The organism is Ruegeria sp. CK1 (assembly GCF_056536545.1).
On sequence record NZ_JBQFPX010000003.1, the window covers coordinates 346622 to 371481 of the forward strand.

The following is a 24860-nucleotide window of genomic DNA, read 5'->3' on the forward strand; positions in this document are numbered from 1 at the left end:
CCACCAAGTTTATTGGTCGTTTTGCAGCGTATTGGGATCGAAGGCGCCGCCAAATCCACCATTGCTCGCGGGTGGCGTCTCGGGCTCTCCCTCACCCTCTTCGTCATCTCCGCCCAGAGTATTCGGCGCAAACACGTTGCCAAAACCACTATTGTTGGATGGTTTCGGCGCGGATTGCTGCGCACCGCCCTGTTCGGCCTCTTCTGCTTCGCGTTGTTTGCGGCGTTCCTCGCGCTGTTGACGCAATTCCTGAATGCGCTGTTCCGCCTCAAGTTGCTTTTGCTCTTTAACATTGGCAATGCATTGGGCCGGGTTGTAGGCTGTCGCGGTACCGACCACAGTGATCGTGGCAACGGCGAAGACAACCACCAACACGGCCGCAGCATTGCCAGCAAAGAAGCTGGGCAGCTTAATCTTACCTGCCAATTCCTCGACCGTGGCTTGCTTGCGCGCGGCAGCAACCAGTTCCTGACGCTTCAGCTTGGCTTCGTTCAGTAGGGCAAAAAACACGGTCAATGCTACGATTATGAAGGCCAAGGCAGAGATAGAGGGCGTGATGCCATACCGCACCTTCTGCGCCAGTTCGATGGTCAGCGTCGGGTATTCGCCAAAGGTGAAGGTGGTTGTGTTGTAGTTCTCGAACGAAGCGAGGAACGCCAACACAGCCGCCGACGCAATCGCGGGGCGCATGAACGGCAGTAGGATTTTGCGGAACGCCTGTGCATGGCTTGCCCCTAGATCCAGCGCTGCTTCGGTCAAGGCGATGTCATACCGCTGAAGCCGCGCCACCAGAACCAGCATGCAATAGCTGGCGATGAATGTAGACTGACCAATTACCGTCAAGAAGATGCCGTTCGACAGCACACTGTCCGCTCCCAATCCCAACATCCGGTTGATCCGGTCCCAGAATACCAGTGTCGAAATACCCAGAACCACACCCGGGATCAGGATCGGTGCAATGATGATCGTGTAGTAAGTCGCACGCAGCTTCGGCCAGATCTGCGTCAGCATCAGAGCGCCCGCCAGACCCATAGCCACCGACAAGACCACTGTACCGGCCCCGATGATCAGCGAGTTTTTGATGCCGTTCAGAATACGCTGATCCTGAAACAACTCTCCGAACCATTGGAAGGTCAGGCATTCCCACGGCGTCATTCTTGGGAAGGCCGATGAGTTGAACGCCGTGACTGACATGATCACAAGTGGGCCCAGCAGGTACAGGAAAAAGATGACCAGATAGACCCAGATGCTTACACGAAGGAAGGAATTATTCATTTCCCGATATCCCCCATGTTCACCTTGAACACACGCATCATCGCCAGCACAAACAGGATACAGGTCACCAGCAGCACAATCGCGTAGGCAGCTCCCTGCGGCCAGTCATTATTGTCATTGAACTGCTGATAAATCAGCTGTGTAAACCACAGCGACGAAGGCCCGCCCAAAATCTGCGGCGCAGCAAGTGCGCCTGCCGACAGCATGAAGACCATCGTACAGCCTGAACTGATCCCCGGTTTCGCGTAAGGGATGACCACCCGCCAATGAATCCGCCACCAAGGCGCACCCAAATCCCGAGCAGCCTCGATTTGGTTCCCGTCCAAACTCTCGATCACGTTGTACATCGGGAAGATCATCAGCAGGATATAGGCATAGCCCAGCCCGGCATAGAGCGCGATGTCGTTGCGGATAAAGTCGAAAGGCGTGTCCCAAATTCCCAGCCCCATGAATAGGGTATTCAGAACGCCGGTTTCGCCAAAAATGATCCGCAAGGCAAACGCGCGCAAAATTTCGTTGATCCAGTAAGGGATGATCAACATGATCGCAAAGATGCGGATGTGATTGCCCTTGGATTGCCCCAAATAATAGGCGATCGGATAGCACAGGATCAGGTTGAAGATCGTCACACAAACCGCTGCCAGCAGCGTGCGGAAAAACACGCGCAGATCGACGGAATTGTAATCCTGACTGCCGCCTTCCGGACCGAACACCAGGTATTTGTAATTCTCCAGCGTGTAGACGTCTTTTGGCCCGCCGATCTCGGGCGGTGGCAGGTTTGGACGGAATGAGAAGTCAAGCATCGAAAGCTGCGGCAAGATGATCAGGCCAATGGTCCAGAACATGACCAGACCCAGGATCGCCAGCCCCATGCCGGTGCCATTGCGGTTGAAGAATTCCTTAAGGAACTTGGGCATGTGTCAGACCCTCTTATTCCGCAGCCAGTTCACCCGCTGGGACCAGCACCGCGTTATGCGTCTCGTATTCCAGCGTGATGTTCTGACCTGTGTGATCCTTAAAGGACTGGCCGTGGTTCGGAATCGACACCTTGATCTCTTTGCCGCCCTCACCTTCGGTGAAGATGTTGAAAACATTGCCCTCGAATTCCTCGTGTTTCACACGTGCGGTGACAAAGTGATCACCGCTCGCACCTTCGGCAGCGATACCTAAGGCTTCGGGACGGATGAACAGCATGGCATCATCGCCCTCCTTCATCTTGCCCTGGTTGGCCGTTGAAACCCGCGCCACAAGATCGCCCGAACGATTGGTCGCGATCATCGCCTCGTTTCCCATGACCTGCTTGATCTTGCCACGGAACACGTTGTTCTCGCCCACAAACGAAGCCGCAAAAGCCGTATTGGGATCGTTGTAAATTGTCTTTCCGTCAGCAATCTGATCGATCACCCCGGCGCGCATGACGGCAATGTTATCCGACATCGTCAGAGCCTCACCCTGATCGTGGGTGATGTAGATGAACGTAATGCCGACACGTTGCTGGATCTCACGCAGCTCGGTCCGCATGTGCTGACGCAGCTTAAGGTCCAACGCCGACAGTGGTTCATCCAGCAAAAGCACATCTGGCTCGGCACACAGCGCACGCGCAATAGCCACGCGCTGACGCTGACCACCCGAAAGCTCGCTCGGCAGCTTGTCACCCTGCCCCGGCAACGCGATCATGTCCAACAGCTCATCAGCACGCTTGCGACGCTGCGCAGCACTGGCCCCTTTGATTTCCATCGAGAAGGTGATGTTTTCCCAAACTTTCATGAGTGGGAACAGCGCCAAGTTCTGGAAAATCAGCGCCGTCGGGCGTTTGTTCGGTCCAATGCCCTGCATGTCATTGCCACCGATCAGAACCCGGCCTTCGCTAGGGTCCAGAAAGCCGGACACTGCGCGCAGGATCGTGGTCTTGCCACAGCCCGAGGGGCCAAGGAACGAAAAGAAGTCGCCCCCGTTTATGTTCACATTTGCGTCCCTCACAGCGACAAAATCGCCGAAACGGATCCACAGGTTTTCCAGATCTACACCGACCCCTGCACTCATTTTTGGTATCTCCGTCTGGTGCGGAAACGAACCGCACCGAAATAGCATCCGTCACGCCATTGCGGCGCGCAGGTGGAAAGCCCTCCGCGCGAACGCGGAGGGCATCGTTTCAATGCGATCAGGCGCTCTTGAATTTGTTGACGAACTCGGTCCGGGTTTCCGCGTACCAAGGCGCTTCTGCTGGCCATGGGTTGAGATTGGCCAGCGAGTCGCCTGGATAAGCCTCGGCAAAGTTCTTCTTGTAGGTGTCGCCCGAATACTGGTCGGCACCAAGAACAGGCGAGTTGTAGCCGTGGCTGTCAATCGCCACACCGGCCGGTTTGGCCTGATAAGCGAAGTCGATGAAGGCGTAGACCTGTTCGGTATTTGCTGCACCGGTTGGCATGGCAATGCCATCAACCCACGCCATCGCGCCTTCAACCGGAGCTTGATAGTGCACCGGTTCACCCGCAGATTTCAGCGCCAGCGGTGGGCCATCCCATGTCTGACCAACAACCACACCTTCATTCAGCAGACCGTTCTTCTGAGTGTCCGCGTCATTCCAGATCAGCTTGATCCGGTTCTTGCGTTCGATGCACCAATCGGTGATCTGACCCCAAACCTTGCGCATGGTTTCTTCGTCGCCATATGCCGCCCAGACCGAGCCCGGCTCCATCTCACCAGCACGCTCCATATAAAGACCTGCACCCAGCATCATCGAGTGCGCGCGGCCCATGGTCTTACCCGCGTTTTCTTCAGACCAAACATCGCCATAAGAAGGCGCATCGCCTTCGGGCAGCCACAGATCAGTGCGGTAAGCAATACCTTCAGTACCCCAGATATGCGGCAACCAATGTACGCCGCTGTCCCCGAAGTTCCATGCATCGGTGCCAATCGCCGCCATTGCAGGGTTCACCAGATCAATCGGAACCCTGTTCATGTCGAACGGTTGCAACAGCTCTAGCGGCTCCCACTGAAGCGAGCGGTTGTTCGTGGGCGAGACGATGTCAAAACCCTGACCCTTGGTGGCCTTCATCTTGTTGATGATTTCTTCGTTCGAGCCGATGCCGGTGTAGTTCACCTTGATCCCGGTCAGCGTTTCGAACTCTTGCAGGAATGTGGGCGGCAGGTAGTCCGACCACATAAGAATGTTGATCTCACCCGAGGATGCCAGCGCGCTTTTGCTGTACAGAGGCGCTGCCAGGGCAGCAGCGCCCGCACCTTTCAGTATCGAGCGTCTGGAAAGAGTTTTCCGTTCAGCCATATTTGATTCTCCCGTTGTTGGACTGTGTTGATTTTTTTTGTCGTTTGCACGCTAGACCTTTGAAACAGTTCTGTCAGTTCAAAAATTGCCTTACCCTTGTTCAAAGCCATGCCTTGCAGTCAACTGGTTTCGTGGTCCGGCGAAATTACAGGTTTCACCGGACCGAAACACCATAAGGCGGTGCTCCTGAACCTCCAAACAGATACTTTCTCGGATTTTCAGACGCCAACGACAGCAAGCTATTTCGGTATTTTAAGGCGAAAGATCGGGCTGCAGCCTTCGACCGGAACATTCGCTCTGTTCAGCTTATTTTTCAAAACACGTGCGCGACAACGGGCTTCTAGGCGCCACTGCCACATGCATCACTGGAACTGTCCGCATAATTGCCGGGCCAACATCCAAGCGTAAGCCAGAAAAACAGGCAACTACTGAACCTCTGATCGCCTGAATCTCGCTCCAACCTGAACACGGATGCATCGTTTCACCGAGAAGGCTAACCATTTACGCCGCCAGATTCGGAATCGATTCGACGCGATGATTCTTAACATCGACCGATTTGGTTAGATCACACTCTGCAGTTCGAATTGCGCCAAAACGACACGGAAACAAAGAAATGGTACCGCTAACATCTAGTATGCAGAAAGCCAAAATGATAGGTGGCAGCGCAACCGGTCCAATCAGGTCTTACCTATGAACTACACCCGCTCTGATTTTCCCAAGGACTTTCTCTTTGGTGTTGCTGGCTCGACAGAACAGAACTTAGACCTGACGCGAGAGGCAGGAATTGATTGCTATCAGTTTCAGATGCGTTGGGACCAAATTCTGCCGGAAGGGCGCGGCGAGGTAAATCAGGCGGGTTTGGACGCTTACGACCAATTGGCTGACGCACTGCTTAAACATGGCATCCGGCCTTGTGCGACGCTCTCTGACGGAGAATTGCCTATGGCGTTGACAGATTTGGGTGGCTGGCGCAATCGCGATATCGCGAATTGGTTTGCTGATTTCGCCGAGATCGTCATGAACCGCGTAGGCGACCGGATGTTTAGTGTAGCGCCAATCAGTCTACCCTCGCGGATCAACCGTTTAGGCCATTGTGAAAACCACCGCGCAACCGCACGAACGATCCATCACTTGTTGTTGGCGATTGGAAAAGGGAACGAAGCTATGCGTAGCCTCGGCATGTCCAATCTGGGTGTGGCATTAAATTTCAATTTGTTTAATCCCGCCGATGACGCCCCTGATGGTGTTGCTGCGTTGGACGCTCGTGAAAGTCATCAAACTCGGATCTTTCTGGGCGGCCTATTTCAAAGCGCGTACCCTGAGAAAGACATTGAGGACCTACACCAGCACCTTCCGTTGGGTTGGCAGGATGATTTCGAAACTATTGGGGCACCAGTGGACTGGTGCAGTCTGGAATTCAACAGCCATGATCCAATCGAAGCCTCTGCACTGACACCATGCCTTACTGGGATCAGCCAAGAGTACACCCGCGATCTCCCGATCTACGTTACCGCACTTGGCCTATCCGATCCTGGCACTGTGCAGGTTGATTACCTAGACCGCCAACTGGCTGCCGCGAAGGAAGCTTTGATTCAAGGCGTACCTGTTAAAGGTCTATTTGTCCGGCAAGGGGGCGCTTTAGACACCCTAAAGACAGCTTTGCCAGACGGCTCAGTCTCGCTTCCGTTGGCCCAACCTGCAGGTGGAATGCGAAAACACTGGAATCTGGTGGCGGATATTGGCGGGACAAATACACGGTTGGGAGTAATCTCTGACGGCAAGCTAACTGAGTTGCGCAAATACCCAACTGGCAGTTTGCCAGAACTCCTAAACGCGTTTCACGACTTGCGGGACGAGATTGGAACCACACCACGGGCTGTCGTGGCGGCCGGGGCGGGGCCGGTGCACGATGGAACGATCCGGCTAACAAATGCCCAGCTTGATCTCTCGGAAAGCGATATCGGCAAGGCGACAGGCGCACAGCACACCTTTGTCATCAATGACTTCACGGCCGCAGCGTGGTCAGTTGCCGAAGTCACGGGCGATGATGTCGAGGTCTTGCAGGGCGACGCGAACCCGCCTTCGGGCACGCGGCTTGTTGTTGGACCGGGCACGGGCCTTGGCGTTGGGGCCTTATTATACGCTGATGGCCGCTATCACACGGCGTCCGGCGAAGGGGGCCATGTTGGCCTTTCGCCACGCCACGTCGACGAAGTTGAGATTTTTCGCGCGGCGCGCCACATCGCTCCGGATTGCTTCTTTGACGACACTCTGGTTCTTGAGGCTGAAATGTTCCTCAGTGGCACTGGTCTGCCGATACTGTACCGGGCCGCCGCAATGGCTGCAGGCCAAGCTGAAACTCCGATGCGCAGCGCCAAAGAAATTCTGGAAGACGCACGCGCACAAACTGATCCGATTTCCCAAAAGGCCGCGCAAATGTTCACCACCCATTTGGGCGCCGTAATGGGAGATCTGGCCGTGGTTCTTATGCCAAGAGGAGGCGTGTTCCTTGTAGGCGGCGTAGCAGAGAAAAACCGCTGGCTGTTCAAAGACGCTTTCCGGGATGCCTTCAACGCAGGCGGTCGATTCAGCAATTTGCGCAGGTCGATGAACCTTTATGTATCCGAGCAGGATGAATTTGGCATTGTTGGCGCTAACAATTTCTGCAAAAGTGCGCTCGCGCGGTAAAATGGCCGCAAAGTTTCAAAATACAGAAAGGACCCGGCATGATCCTGTGCTGCGGTGAAGCCCTGATCGACATGATCGCCGCCCCGACAGTTTCGGGCGGCAAGGGCTTTGTGCCACATTCCGGCGGTGCTGTCTTTAACACAGCCATTGCACTTGGGCGGCTGGGGGTATCGACCGGTCTGTTGACGGGTCTGTCCTCTGATATGTTCGGGCAACAACTGGCCGACGCCTTGCAGGCCAGCCATGTGGATTACAGCCACGTGATCCGTTCAGACCGTCCTACTACGTTGGCTTTTGTTCAACTGAAGGACGGTCACGCCACCTACAGCTTTATGGACGAGAATTCGGCCGGTCGCATGTTGATGCCCGAGGATATGCCAAAGCAGTTGCCCGCCGTGTCAGCGTTGTACTTCGGCGGTATCAGCCTAGCCTGTGAGCCCTGCGCCGATGCATACGCTGCGTTGCTGAACCAGCACGGTGCGGATCGCGCCGTGATGATTGACCCAAATATCCGACCAGATTTCATCAAGGACCAAACCCACTATAGTACACGCCTGAACCGCATGATCGCTCAGGCTGACATCGTGAAGGTTTCGGATGAAGATTTGGATTGGATTGTTCCCGGCCCCGAACCCATAGCCGAAAAGGTGCCTCTGCTTCTGCAAGCCGGGCCGACTGTGGTCATCGTGACCCGCGGCAGTGATGGTGCGTCAGGTTATCTGGCAGATGGGTCAGAAACCTGGGTCCCTGTTCAAAAGGTAGACGTGGTCGATACCGTTGGCGCAGGCGATACGTTCAACGCCGGTGTTCTGGCTGAACTCGAAGGTGCTGGCCATCTGACCAAAGCCGCGCTACGTGACCTGAGCAACGACGCCTTGCGCACGGCCCTCGCCAAGGGTGCCGAGGTCGCAGCCATTACCGTATCCCGCGCTGGGGCCAACCCGCCTTGGGCGCACGAACTCTGATCATTAAGAGATTCAAATGAAACGATCCGACATCAACGCAATCAAAACTGAGGCCGAGGCCTTCATTCGATCTTTCGGCACCGTGCTGCCGCCCTTTGCTGGCTGGTCGCCCGATGAGATGCGCAGCGATAAAGCCGCAGGTATCCGCGAGCGTGGACTGGGTTGGGACATCACTGATTACGGACAGGGTCGCTTTGATGAACTGGGCTTATTCCTCTTCACCCTGCGCAATGGCGATGTAGCTGATCTGAACAGCGGTCGAGGAATGCTGTATGCCGAGAAACTGCTGGTTTCACGCGACAAACAGCTGTCGCCTATGCACCGCCACATTGTCAAAGCCGAAGACATCATCAACCGTGGCGGTGGTGATCTGGTGATGGAAATCTACGCGTCGGACGCCCAAGGCGGCATCGACCGTGACAATCCCGTTGTTGTACCCAGCGATGGCTGCCCGGTCACGATCCAGCCCGGTGAACTACTGCGCCTGAAGCCGGGTGAAAGCGTTACCCTGATGCCCGGTATCTGGCATGCGTTCTGGGCCGAAAAAGGCGATTGTCTGATCGGCGAGGTCTCAACCGTCAATGACGACCGCACTGATAACGTCTTTGAAGACCCTATCCCGCGGTTCGCCACCATCGAGGAAAACGTCGCGCCCGATTTCCTGCTGGTTGCAGACTACTACGCCTGAAAAAAGATAAGTCCCTTTTCTAAAAACGGAAAATCGCATTAACATGGCCCTCAAAGCTAGGGTTGAGGTCACTGCCCTCAACCCACAGGCACAACACCTGTGAGAGGACCGGACCAATGGTTACGAAAGCCGAGCTTGAAGCCGAGGTCGCCGACCTGCGTCGCCAACTGGCTGAGCAAACCGAAGCAAATGAAAATGCTTCGACATCAGAGCCACATCATACAGTGGCCGATAAAATAGCCGAGAATATCGACGGCTGGACAGGTCAACTTGAAGAAGCGCTGACCGAACTAGAAGACCTGCCCCACAAGCGACCGATCCTGTTCGCGCTTGGAATTTTCACGCTTGGCTATCTGCTAGGCCGGTCACGGTAGGAGCCTGATCATGAGCCGTATTTCGCGCAATATTTCGATTGTTCTTCGGGCTGAAAGACTGATCGCGCAACGCCACGTTGCCGTCGCTGCCCGCCGTACCGGGTTTTATGCAGCCGCAGGGCTTGCCGTTGGTTTGGCGGTCATCATGCTGAATGTCGCTGGGTTTTTCTGGTTATCCGCAACACTGTCCAAACCGTTGGCTGCCCTGATTATGGCGGGTGCCAACCTTCTGCTTGCTTTAGTTCTGGGGCTGCTGGCCAATGGGCAAAACGCACAGGCGGATACAACGGCCGCGGTGGAACTGCGCGATATGGCACTGCAGGATATCGAGACCGAGATCAAGGATACGCTCTCTGACGCTCGCAGTACTGTGACCGGCCTACGGCGCGACCCACTGGGTGCGCTGTCTCCAGATATCATCAGCGTCTTACTAGGAGCTTTGATAAAATACGCCAAGCGCCACAAGAAAAAGCCCGAGCAGTAGCGCCTACTACACCAGACGCGCCGCGGCGCGGGCAATAACCATCTCTTCGTTTGTGGGGATTGCCAAGATGCGAACCCGGCTGAAATCCGTCGACAAAACTGTTCCGTTGTCAGCGTTTCGGTTCGGATCCATCTCGATCCCGATCCAGCGCATTCCCTCGCAGACTCTCCGACGGATCTGGGTCGCATTCTCACCGATCCCACCAGTGAAGACCAGCGCGTCCAGCCCTTCCAGAGCGGCAGACATGGCTCCCAACTCTCGGCGGATACGGAAAACATAGTAATCAATCGCCCGTCGCGCCTCGGGTGTTTCAGCAGCCAACAGAGTGCGCATATCTGAAGACATGCCAGAAAGGCCCAACAGACCGGATTTGCGATAGAGCATATCTGCGATCTCGTCAGCGCTCATACCTTCTTGTTGCATCATGTATAGGACAACACCCGGATCCAACTGACCGCTGCGCGTACCCATTGGCAGCCCGTCCAGCGCCGAAAACCCCATTGTCGAGGCAACGGCCCTCCCGCCTGAAACCGCGCACATAGACGCCCCATTGCCTAAATGTGCAATAACAACTCGGCCATCGTACAAGCTCGGGGCGATTTCCTTGAGTTTTTGCGTGATGTAGTCGTAACTCAGACCATGGAACCCGTAACGGCGCACGCCCTTGTCGTAGTAGGTCTGCGGCAGGGCGAAGGTATCGTTGACCCAGGGGTGTGTTCGGTGAAACGCGGTGTCAAAACACGCCACTTGAACCGTGCCCGGAAAGGCTTTGCTAGCCGCCCGTATCCCGGCAAGGCTGTAGGGTTGGTGCAACGGCGCAAAGGGGATAAACCCGGCCAGCGCATCCAGAACCTTTTCGTCTATCTGAACCGGCTCCGAATAAACCGTCCCGCCATGGACAACCCGGTGGCCAATGGCGCGTATGCTAACATCTGGCAAATTTTCGCGCGCCATATCCAGAAAGGCGTTGATCGCCTCATCATGGCTTTTTGCATTCGTCAGGGGTTGGTCAACCGAGCGGCCCCCGGCAGATTCCGCGACCAAACGGGGCGCGTCTCCAAGACGTTCGATTTGGCCATGCCACCGCATGCTGGGACGATTGTTCTCAACCAGCTCATACAGCCCAAATTTCAACGATGAAGACCCGGCATTCAACGCCAATACATGGTCAGCCATGAATTTTACCTTTGTTCGCGTGCGCGTACAGGGCCGCTACCGCGCAAGAGGCCAGACGCGAAGCATCGTCATCAGCCCGAGATGTAAGAATTATAGGTGCTGCCGCGCCGACCACGATCCCCGCTGCCTCGGCATGTGAAATATAGGTAAGCTGCTTAGCTACCATATTTCCGGCCTCAATATTGGGCGCCACCAGAATGTCAGCAGCGCCCGCAACAGCAGACTCGATACCTTTGGTTCGTGCCGCCTTTAAGTCTACAGCGTTGTCCATCGCCAAAGGGCCATCAACCAGACCGCCGGTAATCTGGCCACGCTCGGCCATCTTCGACAACAACGCCGCGTCCACGGAAGACGGCATATGAGGGTTGATCGTTTCAACCGCAGATAAGACGCCGACCTTCGGCGTTTCGATTCCGATAGATTGCGCCAGATGAATTGCGTTTTGTACAATATCGGCCTTGGTCTCGAGGTCCGGCGCTATGTTCACGGCTGCATCTGTCACCATTATGGGACGCGAAAAACCAGGCACATCCATAACAAACACATGCGACAGACGCCGCCCGGTCCGCAGACCCTTTTGGCGTCGCAGAACAGCATGCAACAGAACATCAGTATGCAGGTGCCCTTTCATCAGGCTCTGCGCTTTGCCTTCGACTACCAAATCCACCGCACGGTGAGCAGCCATTTCATGGCTTGGCACGTCTATGATTTCGATCCCCGACAGATCAGCCTCTAATTCTACTGCAGCTGCTGCAATTTTGTCAGGGTCGCCCAACAGGATCGGAGTGATGATCTTCTTGGTATGCGCAAGCAACGCGCCGCCCAGAGAGTTGACTTCTTCCGGTGCCACCACGGCGGTGGGCATTGGATCCAGCGGGGCGGCCTTGGCAATCAACGCGTCGAAATGGCGGTGGCGTTCAACAATTAAGCCTGGCACCTCGACCGAGTCGAAGGTCAAGTGCTTGGCCGGTGGTGTCACTTGCACCTCACCGCTGAGGATCAGAGCATTGTCGCCTACACGGCGCACTTCGGCGGCGCAGAGCAGATCACCATCCTCGAGCTTTTCGATAACAGTTACAAATGCGGTCACTTCGTCGCCTGCCACAACCGGAATATGGAAGGAAAGGTTTGCCCATCGAGTCTGCGTCCCGGCACCGGGCAGGATATTGCCCAGAACCGCCGCGATAAGACCCGCGGGCCAAAGAGCCGGAGCAACGGCTTCGGGATGGCCGTCGCCGTCACCATCGTAGCTTGCAAGGTGCAGGGGATTGTGATCACCCGAGGCAGAGGCGAACGCGTATAGGTCATCGACAGTGCACAGGCGCGTAACCTGCGCCTCATCCCCGACCTCAATCTGTGCGTAGGTGCGGTTTTCCTTTACCTTCATTTCGTCTTGGCCTTGTTCGCAGCGGGTCCCCTACGCTTTCGAGTTCCCGGAGCAGGCTTGGGCGGAGCATCGGGTTCCTTTTTGATCTCAGCAAGATCGAGGGTTTCGTAGAGCGCCTTCGCCATCTCGACAAGCTCAGGTGAGGGGTTTGGAATATCGCCCAAAACGCGCTTGATGAGATCAACCGCCTGCTTCTTTTCTGCTGCAGACGGCAAAAGATCGGGAAGTGAGTTAATCGCGCCCTGTTCATCAAAGGTGGCGATGACCGTCTGTTCCCGCAACATGCGTTGGCGTTGTTCAACGGTCATGTCATTGAACGGCGCTTCATGCTTGAACACATGCGCCCAACGGTGCAGGATTTCGGCCTTGAAGCTTTGGTTGCTCGCTGCCAGCAAGATCAGCAGCCGGATCACAGCTTCGGCTAGCCCACCCTGTTTCATATGCGCCAAGGCTGCCTCAACTTCGGGCAGGGCTTTCAGTGTTTCGGGGTCAGGCAGCGTTCGAGGTGCCGCGTTTTTCTTACCGAACCACGCAGCAAGCGGGCCGCCCCATAGCGAGAAGAACATCCCTTCATACCAGGCATCTCGCAGGTCACGATGGAAATCCATCATCTGCTCGATCCAGTCAGCGGTAAGTTTCTCAAGCGCAAGAAACGGGTTGCCCGGATCGGCCGGCGTGCGCTGCTCACGAGCCGACTGAGCCAGTTGTTCGACTCCTTTCATTGTCGGATTGGACGATGACATAGCCGCGCGCTGAACACGTAGTGGATGCAGGTCGCGCAAGGCTTTTGCGCCCAAGGGCGTCGAAACCGAACGTACGAAAGGACGCCCGAAAGTTTCATAGGCATTGGCCTGCACCTCAGACATGTGCGCCACGGCTGCAAAACTGGCTTCATCCTGCTGACCGTCATCCAGAGCGGCCAGGTCTTCTAACGTGCGATCATAGAACCGAACTTCGAACTTTTTGTCCTGCCCTTCGCCTTCGATGTTTTCAATCACCATCTCATAAAGACCCGGCGCCATAGCCTCGACCGTCTCAAGGGTCGAGGCCAGTTCGGTATGTTCTTTCCGTGCAACTTTGGATGAAACGAAGATGCCCAAGTGACCCACTTCGTCATGAAGCATGTAAATGATCCGCTGACCGCGCAGGCGAATTTCTTCTTCATCCGCATAGGTCGCGGCGATCCAGTTCAGGGCCTGTTGCGGCGGGGTGATGTTGTCGCCCTGACTGGCAAAGACAAAGATCGGGCCCTTGACCGCTTTGATGTCGATCGGCACGCCGGGCTCCAGTTGCGCCGTGTTCTTGACCAGCCGGTTACCGACAAACAACTGCTCGACGATCCAGTGGATCTCGGCCTCGTTCAGCAAGAAGTAACCGCCCCACCACCGCTCGAAGTCGATGAAGCGTTTTCGCCCGCCTTCCGGATCGCGGTAGAGGTCGAAATACTTGCCGAAATAATTTCGGCTGGGGTTCAACTGTTCGAAGTTCATAACCAGATTTGCGCCGTCGAACTTACCCGCGCCGACGTCCGACCAGAACATCGGCTGCCAGGTTCCGCCCAGCACACCCGCGTTATAGCGCATCGGATTTTCGCCCACTTCACCAGACCATGGCGCAATAGGGGCACCATTCAAGATCAGCGGACCTGTGAGATCGGGGTTACACGCAGCCATCAACAGCGTTGCCCATCCGCCCTGACAATTGCCCGTTACCACCGGTTGAGGACTATCTGGATGCCGCGCTCGCACTGTCCGGACAAACCCCGCCTCGGCGTGCATAACATCGGCAAGGGTCTGGCCCGGCACCGGATCGCGCCCAAAGCTGACGAAATAGACCGGGTGCCCCTTGGACAAAGCGACGCCAACCTGGCTGTCCTGCTTAAAGCCACCAATGCCACCACCGTGACCCGCGCGTGGGTCGATGATGATGTAAGGACGGCGGGTGTCGTCAACTGAAACACCTTCGGGTGGCAAGATACGCAGCAGTTGATAATTGCAGGGTCGTTTCAGGGCCTTACCATCAACAATAACCTCATAGTCGTAAACCAAGACCGGAGGACAGGCTTCAGCCTCATGCTCAAGAAACACGTCGCCACGCTCGCGCAGCGCATCCATCGTCAGCACCACACGCTGGGTGGCATCTTTCAGATACTCGGCCCAATCACTCACAACGGATTGCGAACTTGCGATGCGTTGCGACACGTCAGCAAAGCCTTCCATCAAATCACGCGACCGTTCGGCATGGGTTTCGGTGATCCTTGCAGATTGCAACTCGGCCGATTGAGCCAGCAAGCTCCATTGTATACCCGACCGGTCAAGCGCCCGATTCACGATATCTGCTGTTCGGTCCTGCACTTCGGCCGCGCTTTCAGCCATTTCGGAGCCAAGTTTCAACGAGGTCTTTTGCGCGTCTGAAATCATAACCCTCTCCTTTACCCGACGATGTTGTAACCGCCGTCAATCAGGTGAATGCCACCGGTCACGTTAAAAGCCTCGGGGCTGGCCAGGAATGCGGCGTAGGCGCCGACATCTTCGATTGTCGCCAGTTGATGTGTCGGAGACCGCGATGCGGCGTCTGCCAGAAGTTCATCGAAATCGGACAGGCCAGAAGCCGCTCGGGTCTTCAATGGTCCAGGCGACAAGGCGTGAACTGAAATACGTTTCGGCCCCAACTCAGCCGCTGCGTACCGCACCGACGCTTCCAAGGCAGCTTTTACCGGACCCATCACGTTGTAGTTTTCGACAACTCTTGTCGAGCCAAGGAACGAAACTGTCATGCAGGTTCCACCTTGTCTCATAAGCGGCTCGGCCATGCGGATCATGCGAAGGAAAGAATGCACGGAAATGTCCATGGCCAGTGCAAACCCCTCAGGCGAGGTATCGATCACCCGCCCATGCAGGTCTTTGCTGGGGGCAAAGGCAATGGAATGCACCAGCGTATCCAACCGCCCCCACCGCCGGCCAATCTCATCGAACAGTGCCCGAGACTGGTCAGGATCACGCACATCAAGCGGCATGACGATAGGAGAGTTAATCTCCTCCGCCAGCGCCCGAACATGCGGCTCGGCCTTGTCGTTCAGATAAGTGATCGCCACTTCGGCACCCTGCGAGTGCAATGCCTTTGCGATGCCCCAAGCTATGGATTGATTATTGGCGATGCCCAACACCACTACTTTTGTGCTTTCAAGGCTGAACATTCCGCCAATCCTTTTCTGCCTTCTGCGCCGCAGCATAACTTGTTTCGATATGATACTCAATTTTCGTGCTGCAATGCCGCATAAGCGTAGAATGTAACATCTTCGCGTTTTTCTGCTTAAAAACACGCTGACGCAGAGCTTCGGCCACCAGCGGTTTACAAAGGTTTAGACAACTCGCCATGTTCAGGTTCGGGCATTGCGAACTGATATTTTAATGCCGGAAGTTAAAGCGACCGAAAATGACCTGCCTCAAAAAGCATCACATTCAAAATCGCTATTGGGTTATCCTAGAAAAGGAATCAGTGCGAACAGTCTAGCCATATGAGCCAACTGACCAGCCGACGGGCGTTTCTTAGCGCCAAAATGTTCCGGGATGACAACAGCATTGTTCGTCCCCCGGGGTCGGTTATGTCTGGTTTCCTGGATGATTGCACCAAATGCGGCGAGTGCGTCGCGGCATGCCCCGAAACGGTTCTTGCATTTGACCAAAGCGGGTTCCCTGTCTTTCAACCTGTTGACAATCCTTGCACCTTTTGCGGCGATTGCGCCAAAGCCTGCCCGACGAATGCTCTGCAATTCGAACAAATAGAAAGTTGGCCATGGCGAGCCGCGATTGAAGAACAGACGTGTCTGTCCATGAACGGCGTAAGCTGTCGGGTCTGTCAGGACAATTGCGAAAAGAATGCCATTCGCTTTCGTCTGCAACTGGGCGGGCGGGCTAAACCTTTATTGGACCTCGACGCGTGCAACGGATGCGGTGCTTGCGTTTCTCTTTGCCCTGTTGACGCGATAGGTCTCAATCGTGAGCCCAATCCAGAGACGGAGGTAAAGCAATGAATATTTGCGGCTGTCTCGCTCATGTTTCCCCAGTGCATGCCGACGCCGCTGCACAAGTCATGAATGAAATACCCGGTGTCGAAGTGCATGCCCAAACAGATGAAGGCAGGTTTGTCGTCGTGGTCGAAGACACACCCGCGCGTCTAGCATCCGAGATCATTATGGACCTGCATCAAATTCCCGGAGTGCTCTCGGTTACTCTCACCTATCACCATTTTGAGGATCTTGCGGACAACCTTTCGCGTCCTGATGCCCCAAGCCAAACCACCAGTCGGAGGCCATAGCTATGACTACATCAGAATCTCGCCGAACATTCCTTAAGGCTTCTGCTGCCGCTGCCACCGCATCTGCCGCAGGAATTCCTTTGGCCGGTGGTCAAGCCAATGCACAGGTCGGAATACCAGATATCAAATGGGACAAAGCGCCCTGCCGGTTTTGCGGGACTGGGTGTACTGTACTTGTCGGAACGAAAAACGGTCGTGTCGTTGCCACCCAAGGTGATCCGAAGGCCGAGGTGAACCGAGGCCTCAACTGTGTCAAAGGCTATTTCCTGTCCAAAATCATGTACGGCGAAGATCGCCTGACCCAGCCGATGCTGCGCATGAGAGATGGCGAATACGCCAAAGACGGGGATTTTGAACCGATTTCATGGGATGATGCTTTCGACATCATGGCCGAAAAGTGGAAAGAGACCCTGAAAAACAAAGGGCCCGACGGCGTTGGAATGTTCGGTTCGGGTCAATGGACCGTCTGGGAAGGTTATGCAGCATCAAAACTGATGAAGGCTGGTTTCAGGTCAAACAACATTGATCCTAACGCGCGGCACTGTATGGCCTCTGCCGTTGTCGGGTTCATGCGGACATTTGGCATCGACGAACCTATGGGCTGCTATGATGATCTGGAGGCTGCTGATACCTTTGTCCTTTGGGGATCGAACATGGCCGAAATGCACCCAATCCTTTGGTCGCGGCTGACAGACACGCGACTGACGAAAGAAGGGTGCGAAGTACACGTCCTGTCTACGTTCGAACACCGGTCCTTTGAACTGGCCGATAATGGAATGGTGTTTAATCCGCAGACTGACTTGGCCATCCTCAACTACATCGCCAACCATATAATTCAAACAGGCGCTGTGAACGAAGAGTTCCTCTCCAAGCACGTGAACATCACCAAAACCGACACTGATATCGGTTTTGGATTAAGGGATGACAATCCACTGCAACAGGCGGCGGTCAATCCGAACTCGGGCAATCTTACCGAGATCAGCTTTGACGAATATGCAGAGTCAGTGAAGCCCTACACTTTGGAATACACGGTCGAGCTGTCGGGTGTTCCGGCCGAGAAACTTGAGCGTCTCGCGCAGCAATATGCCGACCCAAACCGCAAGGTCATGAGCCTGTGGACCATGGGCTTCAACCAGCACACACGCGGGTCATGGGTGAATTCCCTGATGTACAACGTGCACTTGCTGACCGGAAAAATATCCGAGCCCGGCAACTCTCCGTTTTCATTGACGGGTCAGCCGTCTGCCTGTGGCACCGCACGCGAGGTTGGCACTTTTGCACACCGGTTGCCTGCCGATTATGTGGTTACCAACCCTGAACACCGCGCGAAGGCCGAAAAAATCTGGAAAGTGCCAGAGGGCACAATCCCGGAGAAGGTCGGTTTTCATGCCGTTCAGCAAAACCGGATGCTGAATGATGGGGTGCTGAATGCTTATTGGGTCCAGTGCACAAATAATATGCAGGCCGCCCCAAATATGAACCAAGAAGGATGGCCGGGCTACCGCAACCCGGACAACTTCATCACTGTGTCTGACCCCTATCCTACCGTCACGGCGATGTCCGCAGACCTGATCCTGCCAACGGCAATGTGGGTTGAAAAGGAAGGCTGCTACGGCAACGCCGAGCGCCGCACCCAGATGTGGCGTCAGCAAGTTCACGCGCCCGGCGAGGCCAAATCCGATCTTTGGCAGCTGATGGAATTTTCCAAGCGTTTCACTGTTGAAGAAGCATGGGGAGAGGACTTTGTCGCCACTGCTCCCGACATGGCCGGGAAAACCTTGTACGAGGTGCTCTACAACAATGGCAATGTAGACAAATTCTCGTTGAGTGAAATTCAGCCGGGGCATCCGAACGATGATGCGAACCATTTCGGGTTCTATGTCCAGAAGGGCCTCTTTGAAGAGTATGCTGAATTCGGTCGTGGACACGGCCATGATCTGGCACCCTTTGAGCGCTATCACGAAGAACGCGGCCTGCGCTGGCCCGTGGTGGACGGAAAGGAAACTCTTTGGCGGTACCGCGAAGGCAGTGATCCTTACGTCGAGGCCGGATCCGAAGTTCAGTTCTATGGATTCCCGGACAAGAAGGCCAAGATCATCTTTGCGCCGTACGAGGCACCGCCAGAAGTGCCCGATGAGGAATACGATCTGTGGTTCTGCACGGGCCGCGTCCTTGAACACTGGCATTCAGGTTCGATGACCCGTCGCGTTCCTGAATTACACCGCTCTTTCCCTCTGGCTGTGATTTACATGCATCCTGAAGATGCCGCCGCTCGTGACCTGCGGCACGGTCAGGAAATCAAGGTCTCAACACGGCGCGGCGAAGTAACAAGTCGCGTGTCGACCAAGGGACGAAACAAGGTGCCCCAAGGGCTGATCTTCATGCCTTGGTTCGACGAAGGTCAGCTGACGAACAAGCTAACACTTGACGCGACCTGCCCCCTGTCCAAGCAGACAGATTTCAAGAAATGCGCCTGCAAAGTCGAGCGTGCCTGAAGCAGCGATGACCGTCAAAAGGCGGTTTTCCAGCCAATCAAGAAGGAACATGCAAGATGAATAAGATAGTCGCCACGGCAGCAGCCCTTCTCATCGCGCTTGGCAGTATTGCGATTGCGCAAGAACTTCGTGACCTACGCGGAACCCCTCCGGATGCGCCTAGTGTCGTGAATATGAACCTTCAGTGGGAAGGCCGAGAAGGTCGGATGGTCAGAAACTACCGCCAACAACCCCCGCTTATCCCGCATTCAATTACACAGTACCAGATTGATCTGAGGACCAATCAATGCCTGTCCTGTCACGACTGGACAAAGGCTGGTGAGCGTAATGCACCAACACTTTCGATGACGCATTACCTGGACCGCGACGGGACTGAATTGGATTACATCTCAGGCACAAGGTATTTCTGCAATCAATGTCACGTCCCGCAAGCGGATACGGAGCCATTGGTGACCAACCTTTTTCAACCTTCATCCAGCGACTGATCCTCAGCTGACCTGAAAGGAGCACCAAGATGGCAGACTCCCCTGAAAAACGCGGTTGGATTGGCCGGGTGTGGAACGCAATATGGACACCGACGGTGTTGTTCAGTTCCGGCTTTCTGGTTCTAGCCGGGTTTCTGGCTGGCATCCTGTTCTGGGGTGGATTCCACTGGACACTGGAGCTGACCAACACCGAGGAATTCTGCACCTCGTGCCACACGATGGAAACCAACTTGGGTGAATATCGCGAGACGATCCACTACAACAATCACTCAGGAGTGCGTGCGATCTGTTCAGATTGTCACGTGCCACATGAATGGAACCACAAGATCAAAGCCAAGATCATGGCGGTTAAAGACGTGTATCACGAGATGGTCGGAACCATCAGCACGCCCGAGAAATACGAGGCGCACCGTCTAAGCATGGCCTCAGCCGTCTGGAAAAAGATGAAGGCGTCAGATAGCCGCGAATGCCGCAACTGCCATAACTTTGACTACATGGACTTTACCATTCAAGAAACCCGCGCCGCGTCTGAACACCAGCGCGCCATCGACGAAGGCATGACCTGCATCGACTGCCACCAAGGCATCGCGCACAGCCTGCCGCCAGATTACCTTGAGACATATCAAAAGATCACCGACGAACTGGCTGGTGAACCCTCAAGCAGTTTGCAGCATCAGGTGGCGGATGGCAGCGAAGAAATCCGGTCATTCCTGACCAACCGCGCGGATTAAACGGGGGCGAGATATGCTGGAAATTCTGGGAACAATCGGAGCCAACATTATCAGTCTTCCGGGCATTCTGGGGCTTGCGCTGGGTATGATGACTCGCCGCCTCTGGCTGGGCGGAGCAATGGGCGCGATAGTCGGCGTGTTGGAGACGTTGATTTTTGCCCATTGGAATTTTGCCAGCGTTGGGACAATAGAATTGTTGATTGCCGTCGTTATAGGGTTGTGCGCAGGAACTTTGGGATCAGTTATCCGCATAAAGGGCGCGTCTGTCTGACCAAAATTCGGCCAGAGCCACGGCAACTTCGTCAGCGCTCGTCAGGGACCGCGCGACGAAATGCAGTTGGGGTCTTACCAAATTCAGCTTTGAACGCTCGGGTCATCGCGCTGGTGTTTTCGTACCCACAGCGACCGGCGATTTCCGCGATGGATTGCTCGGTCTCTTCTGCTAGTTTCCGCGCCAGGTTCAGCCGCAGTCGCCGATATAGAGCCTGCGGTGTAGTGCGCAGCTCTGCCTGTACGCGTGTCTCAACCTTTTTTTGCGAGCAGCCGATTTTACGGGCAACGTCCTTGATGGACAGCGGGGTTTCCAGGTTCCCCTGCATCACCGCCAGCGCCCGGTTGACCAACGTATCTTCGGACTTCAGCGGCAATGCGTATGAATCCGCTGCGCCCCGGCTCATCAGCAGATGAGCAACTTCCATCGACAGAAGCGGGCCGTGGTCATCGCGAATAAGGGCCGAGGCCAGATCGAAGGCAGCCAAGGCCCCAGAGCAGGTCAACCTGTTACCGTCGATGACATAACGTTCCCGCACTGTGTTGACTGTTGGAAACGCTTCTTCGAACCGGGACAATTCATCCCAATGGATTGTCGCGCGGTGTTCATCCAATAAACCAGCGCGTGCCAAAAGCCAGCTTCCCGTGTCCAAACCCGCCAATTGCGTGTGCTTCCTTGCTGCTGAAAGCAGGGCTCGGGTCGTGACGCGAGTGTCCAACTTCAGATATCCATAAGACGGCATTACAACCAGCATGTCCCCACTTTGGTCCGTTAACGCGCCGTGTGGCGTAACAACTAAACCGCTGGAACTTTGGACGGCCTTGCCATCCAACGAAATGAAGCGCCAAGCGTACAGGTCTTGCCTGGACAGCATATTGGCGGCCCGCAACGGTTCGACCAAGTTGGCAAGACAGTGGTTCGAGAACCCATTAAACAGCAGTACGTTAAAACGGCGTGCCAATTTTTTCTATCTCTGCATGAAATTGGGTTAACTCTGCATACCTTGAACCTGACCGATGGCGTTTCATTCGTCAATCACCATCCAAGGAAAACGCGCCATGCAGTTTGGTCTGTCAGATGAACAGGAAATGATCGTTTCAACGGTCCGCAGCTTTGTCGAAAACGAAATCTACCCGCACGAAGCCGCGATTGAACGCAGCGGCACCGTACCGATGGAATTGGGCGAAGAGATCAAACAGAAGTGCATTGAACTGGGGTTCTATGCCTGTAACTTCCCGGAAGAGGTCGGAGGCGCCGGTCTTTCACATCTGGACTTTACCCTTGTTGAGCGTGAATTAGGCCGTGGCTCAATGGCCCTGACCCATTTCTTTGGCCGCCCGCAAAACATTCTTATGGCCTGCAATGACGATCAGCGCGAACGCTATCTGCTGCCCGCCGTGCGTGGCGAGAAGATGGACGCGTTGGCGATGACCGAGCCGGATGCGGGATCGGATGTGCGCGGTATGAAATGTCAGGCGATGCGTGACGGTGGGGATTGGGTCGTCAACGGCTCGAAACACTTCATCTCGGGCGCGGAGCACGCGGATTTCTTCATTGTCTTCATTGCAACCGGCGTGGATGAAACCCCGAAAGGTCCAAAAAAGCGGATTACCACTTTCCTCGTCGATCGCGGCACGCCGGGGTTTGAAGTGCGCGAAGGGTATAATTCGGTCAGCCACAAGGGCTACAAGAACTACATCCTCTATTTCGATAACTGCCGTCTGCCCGATGCACAGGTTTTGGGTGAGGTCGACGGCGGTTTTGCCGTGATGAACGAATGGCTCTACGCCACCCGTTTGACAGTTGCTGCCTTTTCGGTGGGGCGTGCACGCCGGTGCTTTGACTATGCGTTGAACTATGCGGCCGAGCGGAAGCAGTTCGGCCAGCCTATCGGAAAGTTCCAAGGCGTTGGTTTCCAGATCGCAGACATGATCACTGAAATCGATGCTGCCGATTGGTTGACGCTGTCGGCCGCATGGCGCTTGGATCAGAACCTTCCATCGAACCGCGAAATCGCCTCGGCAAAGCTATACGCTTCAGAGACATTGGCGCGGGTTACCGATACCACGTTACAAATCTTCGGCGGAATGGGGTTGATGGATGACTTCCCGATCGAGCGCTTCTGGCGCGACGCTCGTGTCGAACGCATCTGGGATGGCACGAGCGAGATCCAGCGCCACATCATCAGTCGCGATTTGCTGCGTCCGCTGGGCGCCTGACGATGAGCAAAAATCTTGCCCGCCTGTTTCGCCCCAATTCCGTCGCTGTGATTGGCGGCGGAGCTTGGTGTCAGCAGGTTATCTTGCAGTCGGAACGCATGGGGTATTCTGGCAAAATCTGGCCCGTGCACCCTAAAGCAACAGAAATCGCGGGGCATTCGGTTTTTGCCCACCTGGAAGACCTTCCTGATGTCCCGGATGCAGTATTCATCGGCATAAACCGCCACGCTACAATCGAGGCGGTGCAAGCGCTGTCCGCGATGGATGCTGGTGGCGCAGTGTGTTTCGCCTCGGGCTTTTCAGAGGCAGTGGCCGAGGATGACACCGGCGGCGACCTGCAGGATCAACTGATCGCTGCGGCTGGAGACATGCCTATTCTGGGTCCGAATTGCTATGGCTTCATCAATGCACTGGACGGGGCGCTGTTATGGCCCGATCAACACGGCGCGACGCCGGTGGACAAGGGCGTTGCAATCCTGACACAAAGCTCGAACATCTCGATAAACTTGACCATGCAAAAACGCGCATTGCCAATTGCCTATATGGTGACCTGCGGGAACATGGCGCAAACCAGTCAAGCCGAGATCGCATCTGCGCTGATCGACGACCCGCGCGTGACGGCTATAGGTTTACATATCGAAGGTTTCAGAGATATTCGCGAATGGGAAACACTTGCCGCAAAAGCACACGCCATGAGTGTCCCATTGGTGGCCCTCAAGGTCGGTGCATCGGAACAGGCACAAGCCGCCACCGTGTCGCACACCGCGTCGTTGGCGGGCAGTGATGCCGGTGCTCAGGCGTTACTGAACCGGCTGGGTATCCCGCGCCTGTCCGCTCTTCCAGATTTTCTGGAAACCTTAAAGCTATTGCATTGCTACGGCCCGTTGCCAGGTGGCAAAATTGCCTCGATCAGCTGTTCGGGCGGAGAAGCAAGCTTGATCGCGGATATGGCCGTCGATACCGGATTGACCTTTCCAAGTTTGAGCCCAAAACAGCAATCCCACCTGCGCAAGGCGCTTGGACCGATGGTGGCGTTGAACAACCCCTTAGATTATCACACTTATATTTGGCGCGATGAAGACGCCATGGCGCAAGCTTGGTCCGGGATGACAGGCGACGACATCGACATGACGGTATCTATCGTTGACTACCCCACAACCGATCCGACTGACTGGACCTGCGCTTCTAGCGCTGCGTTGAAAGTGCGCGCGGATACCGGTGCGCGATTTGCAATCACCGCAACATTGCCCGAATTGCTTCCAGAATATGTCGCCCAAGATCTGATGAAGGGCGGAGTGGTCCCTCTGATGGGTCTGCGCGAAGCGTTGTCCGCCATTCGCGCCGCAGGCCAGGTTTTTGCACCCTCCGATTTGCCGGTTTGTCTGCCGGGTACGGCGGACACAGCGAAGACCCTGACCGAAGCCGAGTCAAAGCGGGCGCTAGCCGAATGTGGATTGCGGGTTCCGCAAAGCTGCACAGTTCGCAGTACCGATGCAGCACGTGCCGCTGCTAACGACATGGTCGCACCGCTTGCTGTCAAAGGTGTCGGGCTGGCGCATAAATCTGAACATGGCGCGGTCCGCCTTGGCGTCCAAGCCAAAGACGTTGCAGATGTGGCGGCGGATATCGGAACGGATGAGATCCTCATTGAAGAAATGATCACCGGCACTGTGGCCGAACTTTTGGTTGGTGTCGTTCGCGACCCGGCGCACGGGTTCGTGCTAACTCTCGGTGCTGGTGGAATTCTAACTGAGGTACTGCGCGATACGGTTTCTTTGTTGGTGCCCAGCACCCCGGATGAAGTCCGCGCAGCGCTTAGTAAACTGAAGATCGCGCGCCTGCTGGCGGGCTACCGCGGTCAGCCCCCGGCTGATATGGACGCGATCGTAACAGCCGTTCAGGCCGTTCAGGCCTACGTCACAAAAAATGCCGACACGCTTAGCGAAGTCGAGATTAACCCGCTTCTCTGCACACCAAACTCGGCAGTTGCAGTGGATGCCCTCATTCGAAAGGCCTGAA

The 24860-nt window shown here is 55.5% G+C and carries 22 protein-coding genes; 13 read left to right on the forward strand and 9 right to left on the reverse strand.

Going from position 1 to position 24860, the window contains the following annotated elements; all coding sequences use genetic code 11:
• Window positions 1–9: 9 nt before the first annotated feature.
• The 4 genes from ACR0L3_RS10720 to ACR0L3_RS10735 form a co-directional block, all read right to left on the reverse strand.
• Window positions 10–1275, reverse strand: a complete 1266-nt coding sequence (locus tag ACR0L3_RS10720; protein WP_480745705.1) for an ABC transporter permease — start codon at window positions 1273–1275, stop codon at window positions 10–12.
• Window positions 1272–2192, reverse strand: a complete 921-nt coding sequence (locus tag ACR0L3_RS10725) for an ABC transporter permease (RefSeq protein ID WP_480745706.1) — start codon at window positions 2190–2192, stop codon at window positions 1272–1274. Before ACR0L3_RS10725 ends, ACR0L3_RS10720 begins: the two co-directional genes overlap by 4 nt.
• 13 nt (window positions 2193–2205) lie before the next feature.
• Window positions 2206–3318, reverse strand: coding sequence for an ABC transporter ATP-binding protein (locus ACR0L3_RS10730; protein ID WP_480745707.1), 1113 nt, complete (start codon window positions 3316–3318; stop codon window positions 2206–2208).
• A gap of 118 nt (window positions 3319–3436) precedes the next feature.
• Complete coding sequence (locus ACR0L3_RS10735) at window positions 3437–4561, reverse strand: extracellular solute-binding protein (RefSeq protein ID WP_480745708.1); 1125 nt, start codon at window positions 4559–4561, stop codon at window positions 3437–3439.
• A gap of 690 nt (window positions 4562–5251) precedes the next feature.
• Between ACR0L3_RS10735 and ACR0L3_RS10740 the strand changes: the two genes are divergently transcribed.
• The 5 genes from ACR0L3_RS10740 to ACR0L3_RS10760 all read left to right on the forward strand — a co-directional run bounded on the left by ACR0L3_RS10740 (window position 5252) and on the right by ACR0L3_RS10760 (window position 9760).
• A complete protein-coding gene (locus tag ACR0L3_RS10740; protein WP_480745709.1) occupies window positions 5252–7249 on the forward strand; it encodes a family 1 glycosylhydrolase in 1998 nt (665 codons plus the stop codon).
• Window positions 7250–7287: 38 nt separating this feature from the next.
• Window positions 7288–8214, forward strand: a complete 927-nt coding sequence (locus ACR0L3_RS10745; RefSeq protein WP_480745710.1) for a carbohydrate kinase family protein — start codon at window positions 7288–7290, stop codon at window positions 8212–8214.
• Window positions 8215–8230: 16 nt separating this feature from the next.
• Window positions 8231–8902 (forward strand): D-lyxose/D-mannose family sugar isomerase, encoded by a 672-nt coding sequence (locus tag ACR0L3_RS10750; protein WP_480745711.1) that lies wholly within the window; start codon window positions 8231–8233, stop codon window positions 8900–8902.
• Window positions 8903–9018: 116 nt separating this feature from the next.
• Window positions 9019–9276, forward strand: coding sequence for a hypothetical protein (locus ACR0L3_RS10755; protein ID WP_480745712.1), 258 nt, complete (start codon window positions 9019–9021; stop codon window positions 9274–9276).
• Between the two features lie 10 nt (window positions 9277–9286).
• Complete coding sequence (locus ACR0L3_RS10760) at window positions 9287–9760, forward strand: hypothetical protein (protein ID WP_480745713.1); 474 nt, start codon at window positions 9287–9289, stop codon at window positions 9758–9760.
• A gap of 6 nt (window positions 9761–9766) precedes the next feature.
• Here ACR0L3_RS10760 and ACR0L3_RS10765 read toward each other — a convergent pair whose 3' ends face one another.
• The 4 genes from ACR0L3_RS10765 to fabI are packed head-to-tail and all read right to left on the reverse strand — an operon-like array spanning window position 9767 to window position 15519.
• Window positions 9767–10936 carry an acetate/propionate family kinase gene (locus ACR0L3_RS10765; protein WP_480745714.1) on the reverse strand — a complete coding sequence of 390 codons (1170 nt, stop codon included), beginning with the start codon at window positions 10934–10936 and terminating at the stop codon, window positions 9767–9769.
• Complete coding sequence (locus tag ACR0L3_RS10770) at window positions 10929–12323, reverse strand: bifunctional enoyl-CoA hydratase/phosphate acetyltransferase (RefSeq protein WP_480745715.1); 1395 nt, start codon at window positions 12321–12323, stop codon at window positions 10929–10931. Before ACR0L3_RS10770 ends, ACR0L3_RS10765 begins: the two co-directional genes overlap by 8 nt.
• Window positions 12320–14743: a DUF3141 domain-containing protein gene (locus tag ACR0L3_RS10775; protein ID WP_480745716.1), complete on the reverse strand. Its 2424-nt coding sequence runs from the start codon at window positions 14741–14743 to the stop codon at window positions 12320–12322. Before ACR0L3_RS10775 ends, ACR0L3_RS10770 begins: the two co-directional genes overlap by 4 nt.
• 11 nt (window positions 14744–14754) lie before the next feature.
• Entirely contained in the window at window positions 14755–15519 is a 765-nt protein-coding gene (gene fabI / locus ACR0L3_RS10780) for an enoyl-ACP reductase FabI (protein WP_480745717.1), read from the reverse strand.
• A gap of 321 nt (window positions 15520–15840) precedes the next feature.
• On the opposite strand from fabI, the gene napF reads away from it, so the two are divergent.
• From napF to ACR0L3_RS10810, 6 genes are read left to right on the forward strand one after another with little or no spacing between them, the layout of a single operon-like run.
• Complete coding sequence (gene napF / locus ACR0L3_RS10785) at window positions 15841–16356, forward strand: ferredoxin-type protein NapF (protein WP_480745718.1); 516 nt, start codon at window positions 15841–15843, stop codon at window positions 16354–16356.
• Window positions 16353–16640 (forward strand): chaperone NapD, encoded by a 288-nt coding sequence (locus ACR0L3_RS10790; protein ID WP_480745719.1) that lies wholly within the window; start codon window positions 16353–16355, stop codon window positions 16638–16640. Before napF ends, ACR0L3_RS10790 begins: the two co-directional genes overlap by 4 nt.
• A gap of 2 nt (window positions 16641–16642) precedes the next feature.
• Window positions 16643–19135 (forward strand): nitrate reductase catalytic subunit NapA, encoded by a 2493-nt coding sequence (gene napA, locus ACR0L3_RS10795; protein ID WP_480745720.1) that lies wholly within the window; start codon window positions 16643–16645, stop codon window positions 19133–19135.
• 56 nt (window positions 19136–19191) lie between these two features.
• The gene (locus ACR0L3_RS10800; RefSeq protein WP_480745721.1) at window positions 19192–19620 is read left to right on the forward strand and encodes a nitrate reductase cytochrome c-type subunit; all 429 of its coding nucleotides are present in this window, start codon (window positions 19192–19194) and stop codon (window positions 19618–19620) included.
• A 29-nt stretch (window positions 19621–19649) separates the two neighbouring features.
• Window positions 19650–20351, forward strand: a complete 702-nt coding sequence (locus ACR0L3_RS10805; protein WP_480745722.1) for a NapC/NirT family cytochrome c — start codon at window positions 19650–19652, stop codon at window positions 20349–20351.
• Window positions 20352–20364: 13 nt separating this feature from the next.
• Window positions 20365–20622, forward strand: coding sequence for a hypothetical protein (locus ACR0L3_RS10810; protein WP_480745723.1), 258 nt, complete (start codon window positions 20365–20367; stop codon window positions 20620–20622).
• A 31-nt stretch (window positions 20623–20653) separates the two neighbouring features.
• Here ACR0L3_RS10810 and ACR0L3_RS10815 read toward each other — a convergent pair whose 3' ends face one another.
• On the reverse strand, window positions 20654–21583 hold the full coding sequence (locus ACR0L3_RS10815; protein WP_480745724.1) for a GlxA family transcriptional regulator: 930 nt from the start codon (window positions 21581–21583) through the stop codon (window positions 20654–20656).
• Between the two features lie 97 nt (window positions 21584–21680).
• Between ACR0L3_RS10815 and ACR0L3_RS10820 the strand changes: the two genes are divergently transcribed.
• Together ACR0L3_RS10820 and ACR0L3_RS10825 are read left to right on the forward strand one after the other, a co-directional pair.
• The gene (locus ACR0L3_RS10820) at window positions 21681–22841 is read left to right on the forward strand and encodes an acyl-CoA dehydrogenase family protein (protein WP_480745725.1); all 1161 of its coding nucleotides are present in this window, start codon (window positions 21681–21683) and stop codon (window positions 22839–22841) included.
• A 2-nt stretch (window positions 22842–22843) separates the two neighbouring features.
• A complete protein-coding gene (locus ACR0L3_RS10825; RefSeq protein WP_480745726.1) occupies window positions 22844–24859 on the forward strand; it encodes an acetate--CoA ligase family protein in 2016 nt (671 codons plus the stop codon).
• Window position 24860: the final 1 nt, after the last annotated feature.

Bases quoted from the DNA above. Each gene is read 5' to 3' on its own strand.
- ACR0L3_RS10805 (WP_480745722.1), top strand. From the start codon at position 19,650: ATGGCAGACTCCCCTGAAAAACGCGGTTGGATTGGCCGGGTGTGGAAC.
- ACR0L3_RS10725 (WP_480745706.1), bottom strand. From the start codon at position 2,192: ATGCCCAAGTTCCTTAAGGAATTCTTCAACCGCAATGGCACCGGCATG.
- ACR0L3_RS10810 (WP_480745723.1), top strand. From the start codon at position 20,365: ATGCTGGAAATTCTGGGAACAATCGGAGCCAACATTATCAGTCTTCCG.
- ACR0L3_RS10765 (WP_480745714.1), bottom strand. From the start codon at position 10,936: ATGGCTGACCATGTATTGGCGTTGAATGCCGGGTCTTCATCGTTGAAA.
- ACR0L3_RS10750 (WP_480745711.1), top strand. From the start codon at position 8,231: ATGAAACGATCCGACATCAACGCAATCAAAACTGAGGCCGAGGCCTTC.
- fabI (WP_480745717.1), bottom strand. From the start codon at position 15,519: ATGTTCAGCCTTGAAAGCACAAAAGTAGTGGTGTTGGGCATCGCCAAT.
- ACR0L3_RS10800 (WP_480745721.1), top strand. From the start codon at position 19,192: ATGAATAAGATAGTCGCCACGGCAGCAGCCCTTCTCATCGCGCTTGGC.
- ACR0L3_RS10820 (WP_480745725.1), top strand. From the start codon at position 21,681: ATGCAGTTTGGTCTGTCAGATGAACAGGAAATGATCGTTTCAACGGTC.
- ACR0L3_RS10790 (WP_480745719.1), top strand. From the start codon at position 16,353: ATGAATATTTGCGGCTGTCTCGCTCATGTTTCCCCAGTGCATGCCGAC.
- ACR0L3_RS10760 (WP_480745713.1), top strand. From the start codon at position 9,287: ATGAGCCGTATTTCGCGCAATATTTCGATTGTTCTTCGGGCTGAAAGA.
- ACR0L3_RS10755 (WP_480745712.1), top strand. From the start codon at position 9,019: ATGGTTACGAAAGCCGAGCTTGAAGCCGAGGTCGCCGACCTGCGTCGC.
- ACR0L3_RS10745 (WP_480745710.1), top strand. From the start codon at position 7,288: ATGATCCTGTGCTGCGGTGAAGCCCTGATCGACATGATCGCCGCCCCG.
- ACR0L3_RS10740 (WP_480745709.1), top strand. From the start codon at position 5,252: ATGAACTACACCCGCTCTGATTTTCCCAAGGACTTTCTCTTTGGTGTT.
- ACR0L3_RS10775 (WP_480745716.1), bottom strand. From the start codon at position 14,743: ATGATTTCAGACGCGCAAAAGACCTCGTTGAAACTTGGCTCCGAAATG.
- ACR0L3_RS10735 (WP_480745708.1), bottom strand. From the start codon at position 4,561: ATGGCTGAACGGAAAACTCTTTCCAGACGCTCGATACTGAAAGGTGCG.
- ACR0L3_RS10825 (WP_480745726.1), top strand. From the start codon at position 22,844: ATGAGCAAAAATCTTGCCCGCCTGTTTCGCCCCAATTCCGTCGCTGTG.
- ACR0L3_RS10770 (WP_480745715.1), bottom strand. From the start codon at position 12,323: ATGAAGGTAAAGGAAAACCGCACCTACGCACAGATTGAGGTCGGGGAT.
- ACR0L3_RS10720 (WP_480745705.1), bottom strand. From the start codon at position 1,275: ATGAATAATTCCTTCCTTCGTGTAAGCATCTGGGTCTATCTGGTCATC.
- napF (WP_480745718.1), top strand. From the start codon at position 15,841: ATGAGCCAACTGACCAGCCGACGGGCGTTTCTTAGCGCCAAAATGTTC.
- napA (WP_480745720.1), top strand. From the start codon at position 16,643: ATGACTACATCAGAATCTCGCCGAACATTCCTTAAGGCTTCTGCTGCC.
- ACR0L3_RS10730 (WP_480745707.1), bottom strand. From the start codon at position 3,318: ATGAGTGCAGGGGTCGGTGTAGATCTGGAAAACCTGTGGATCCGTTTC.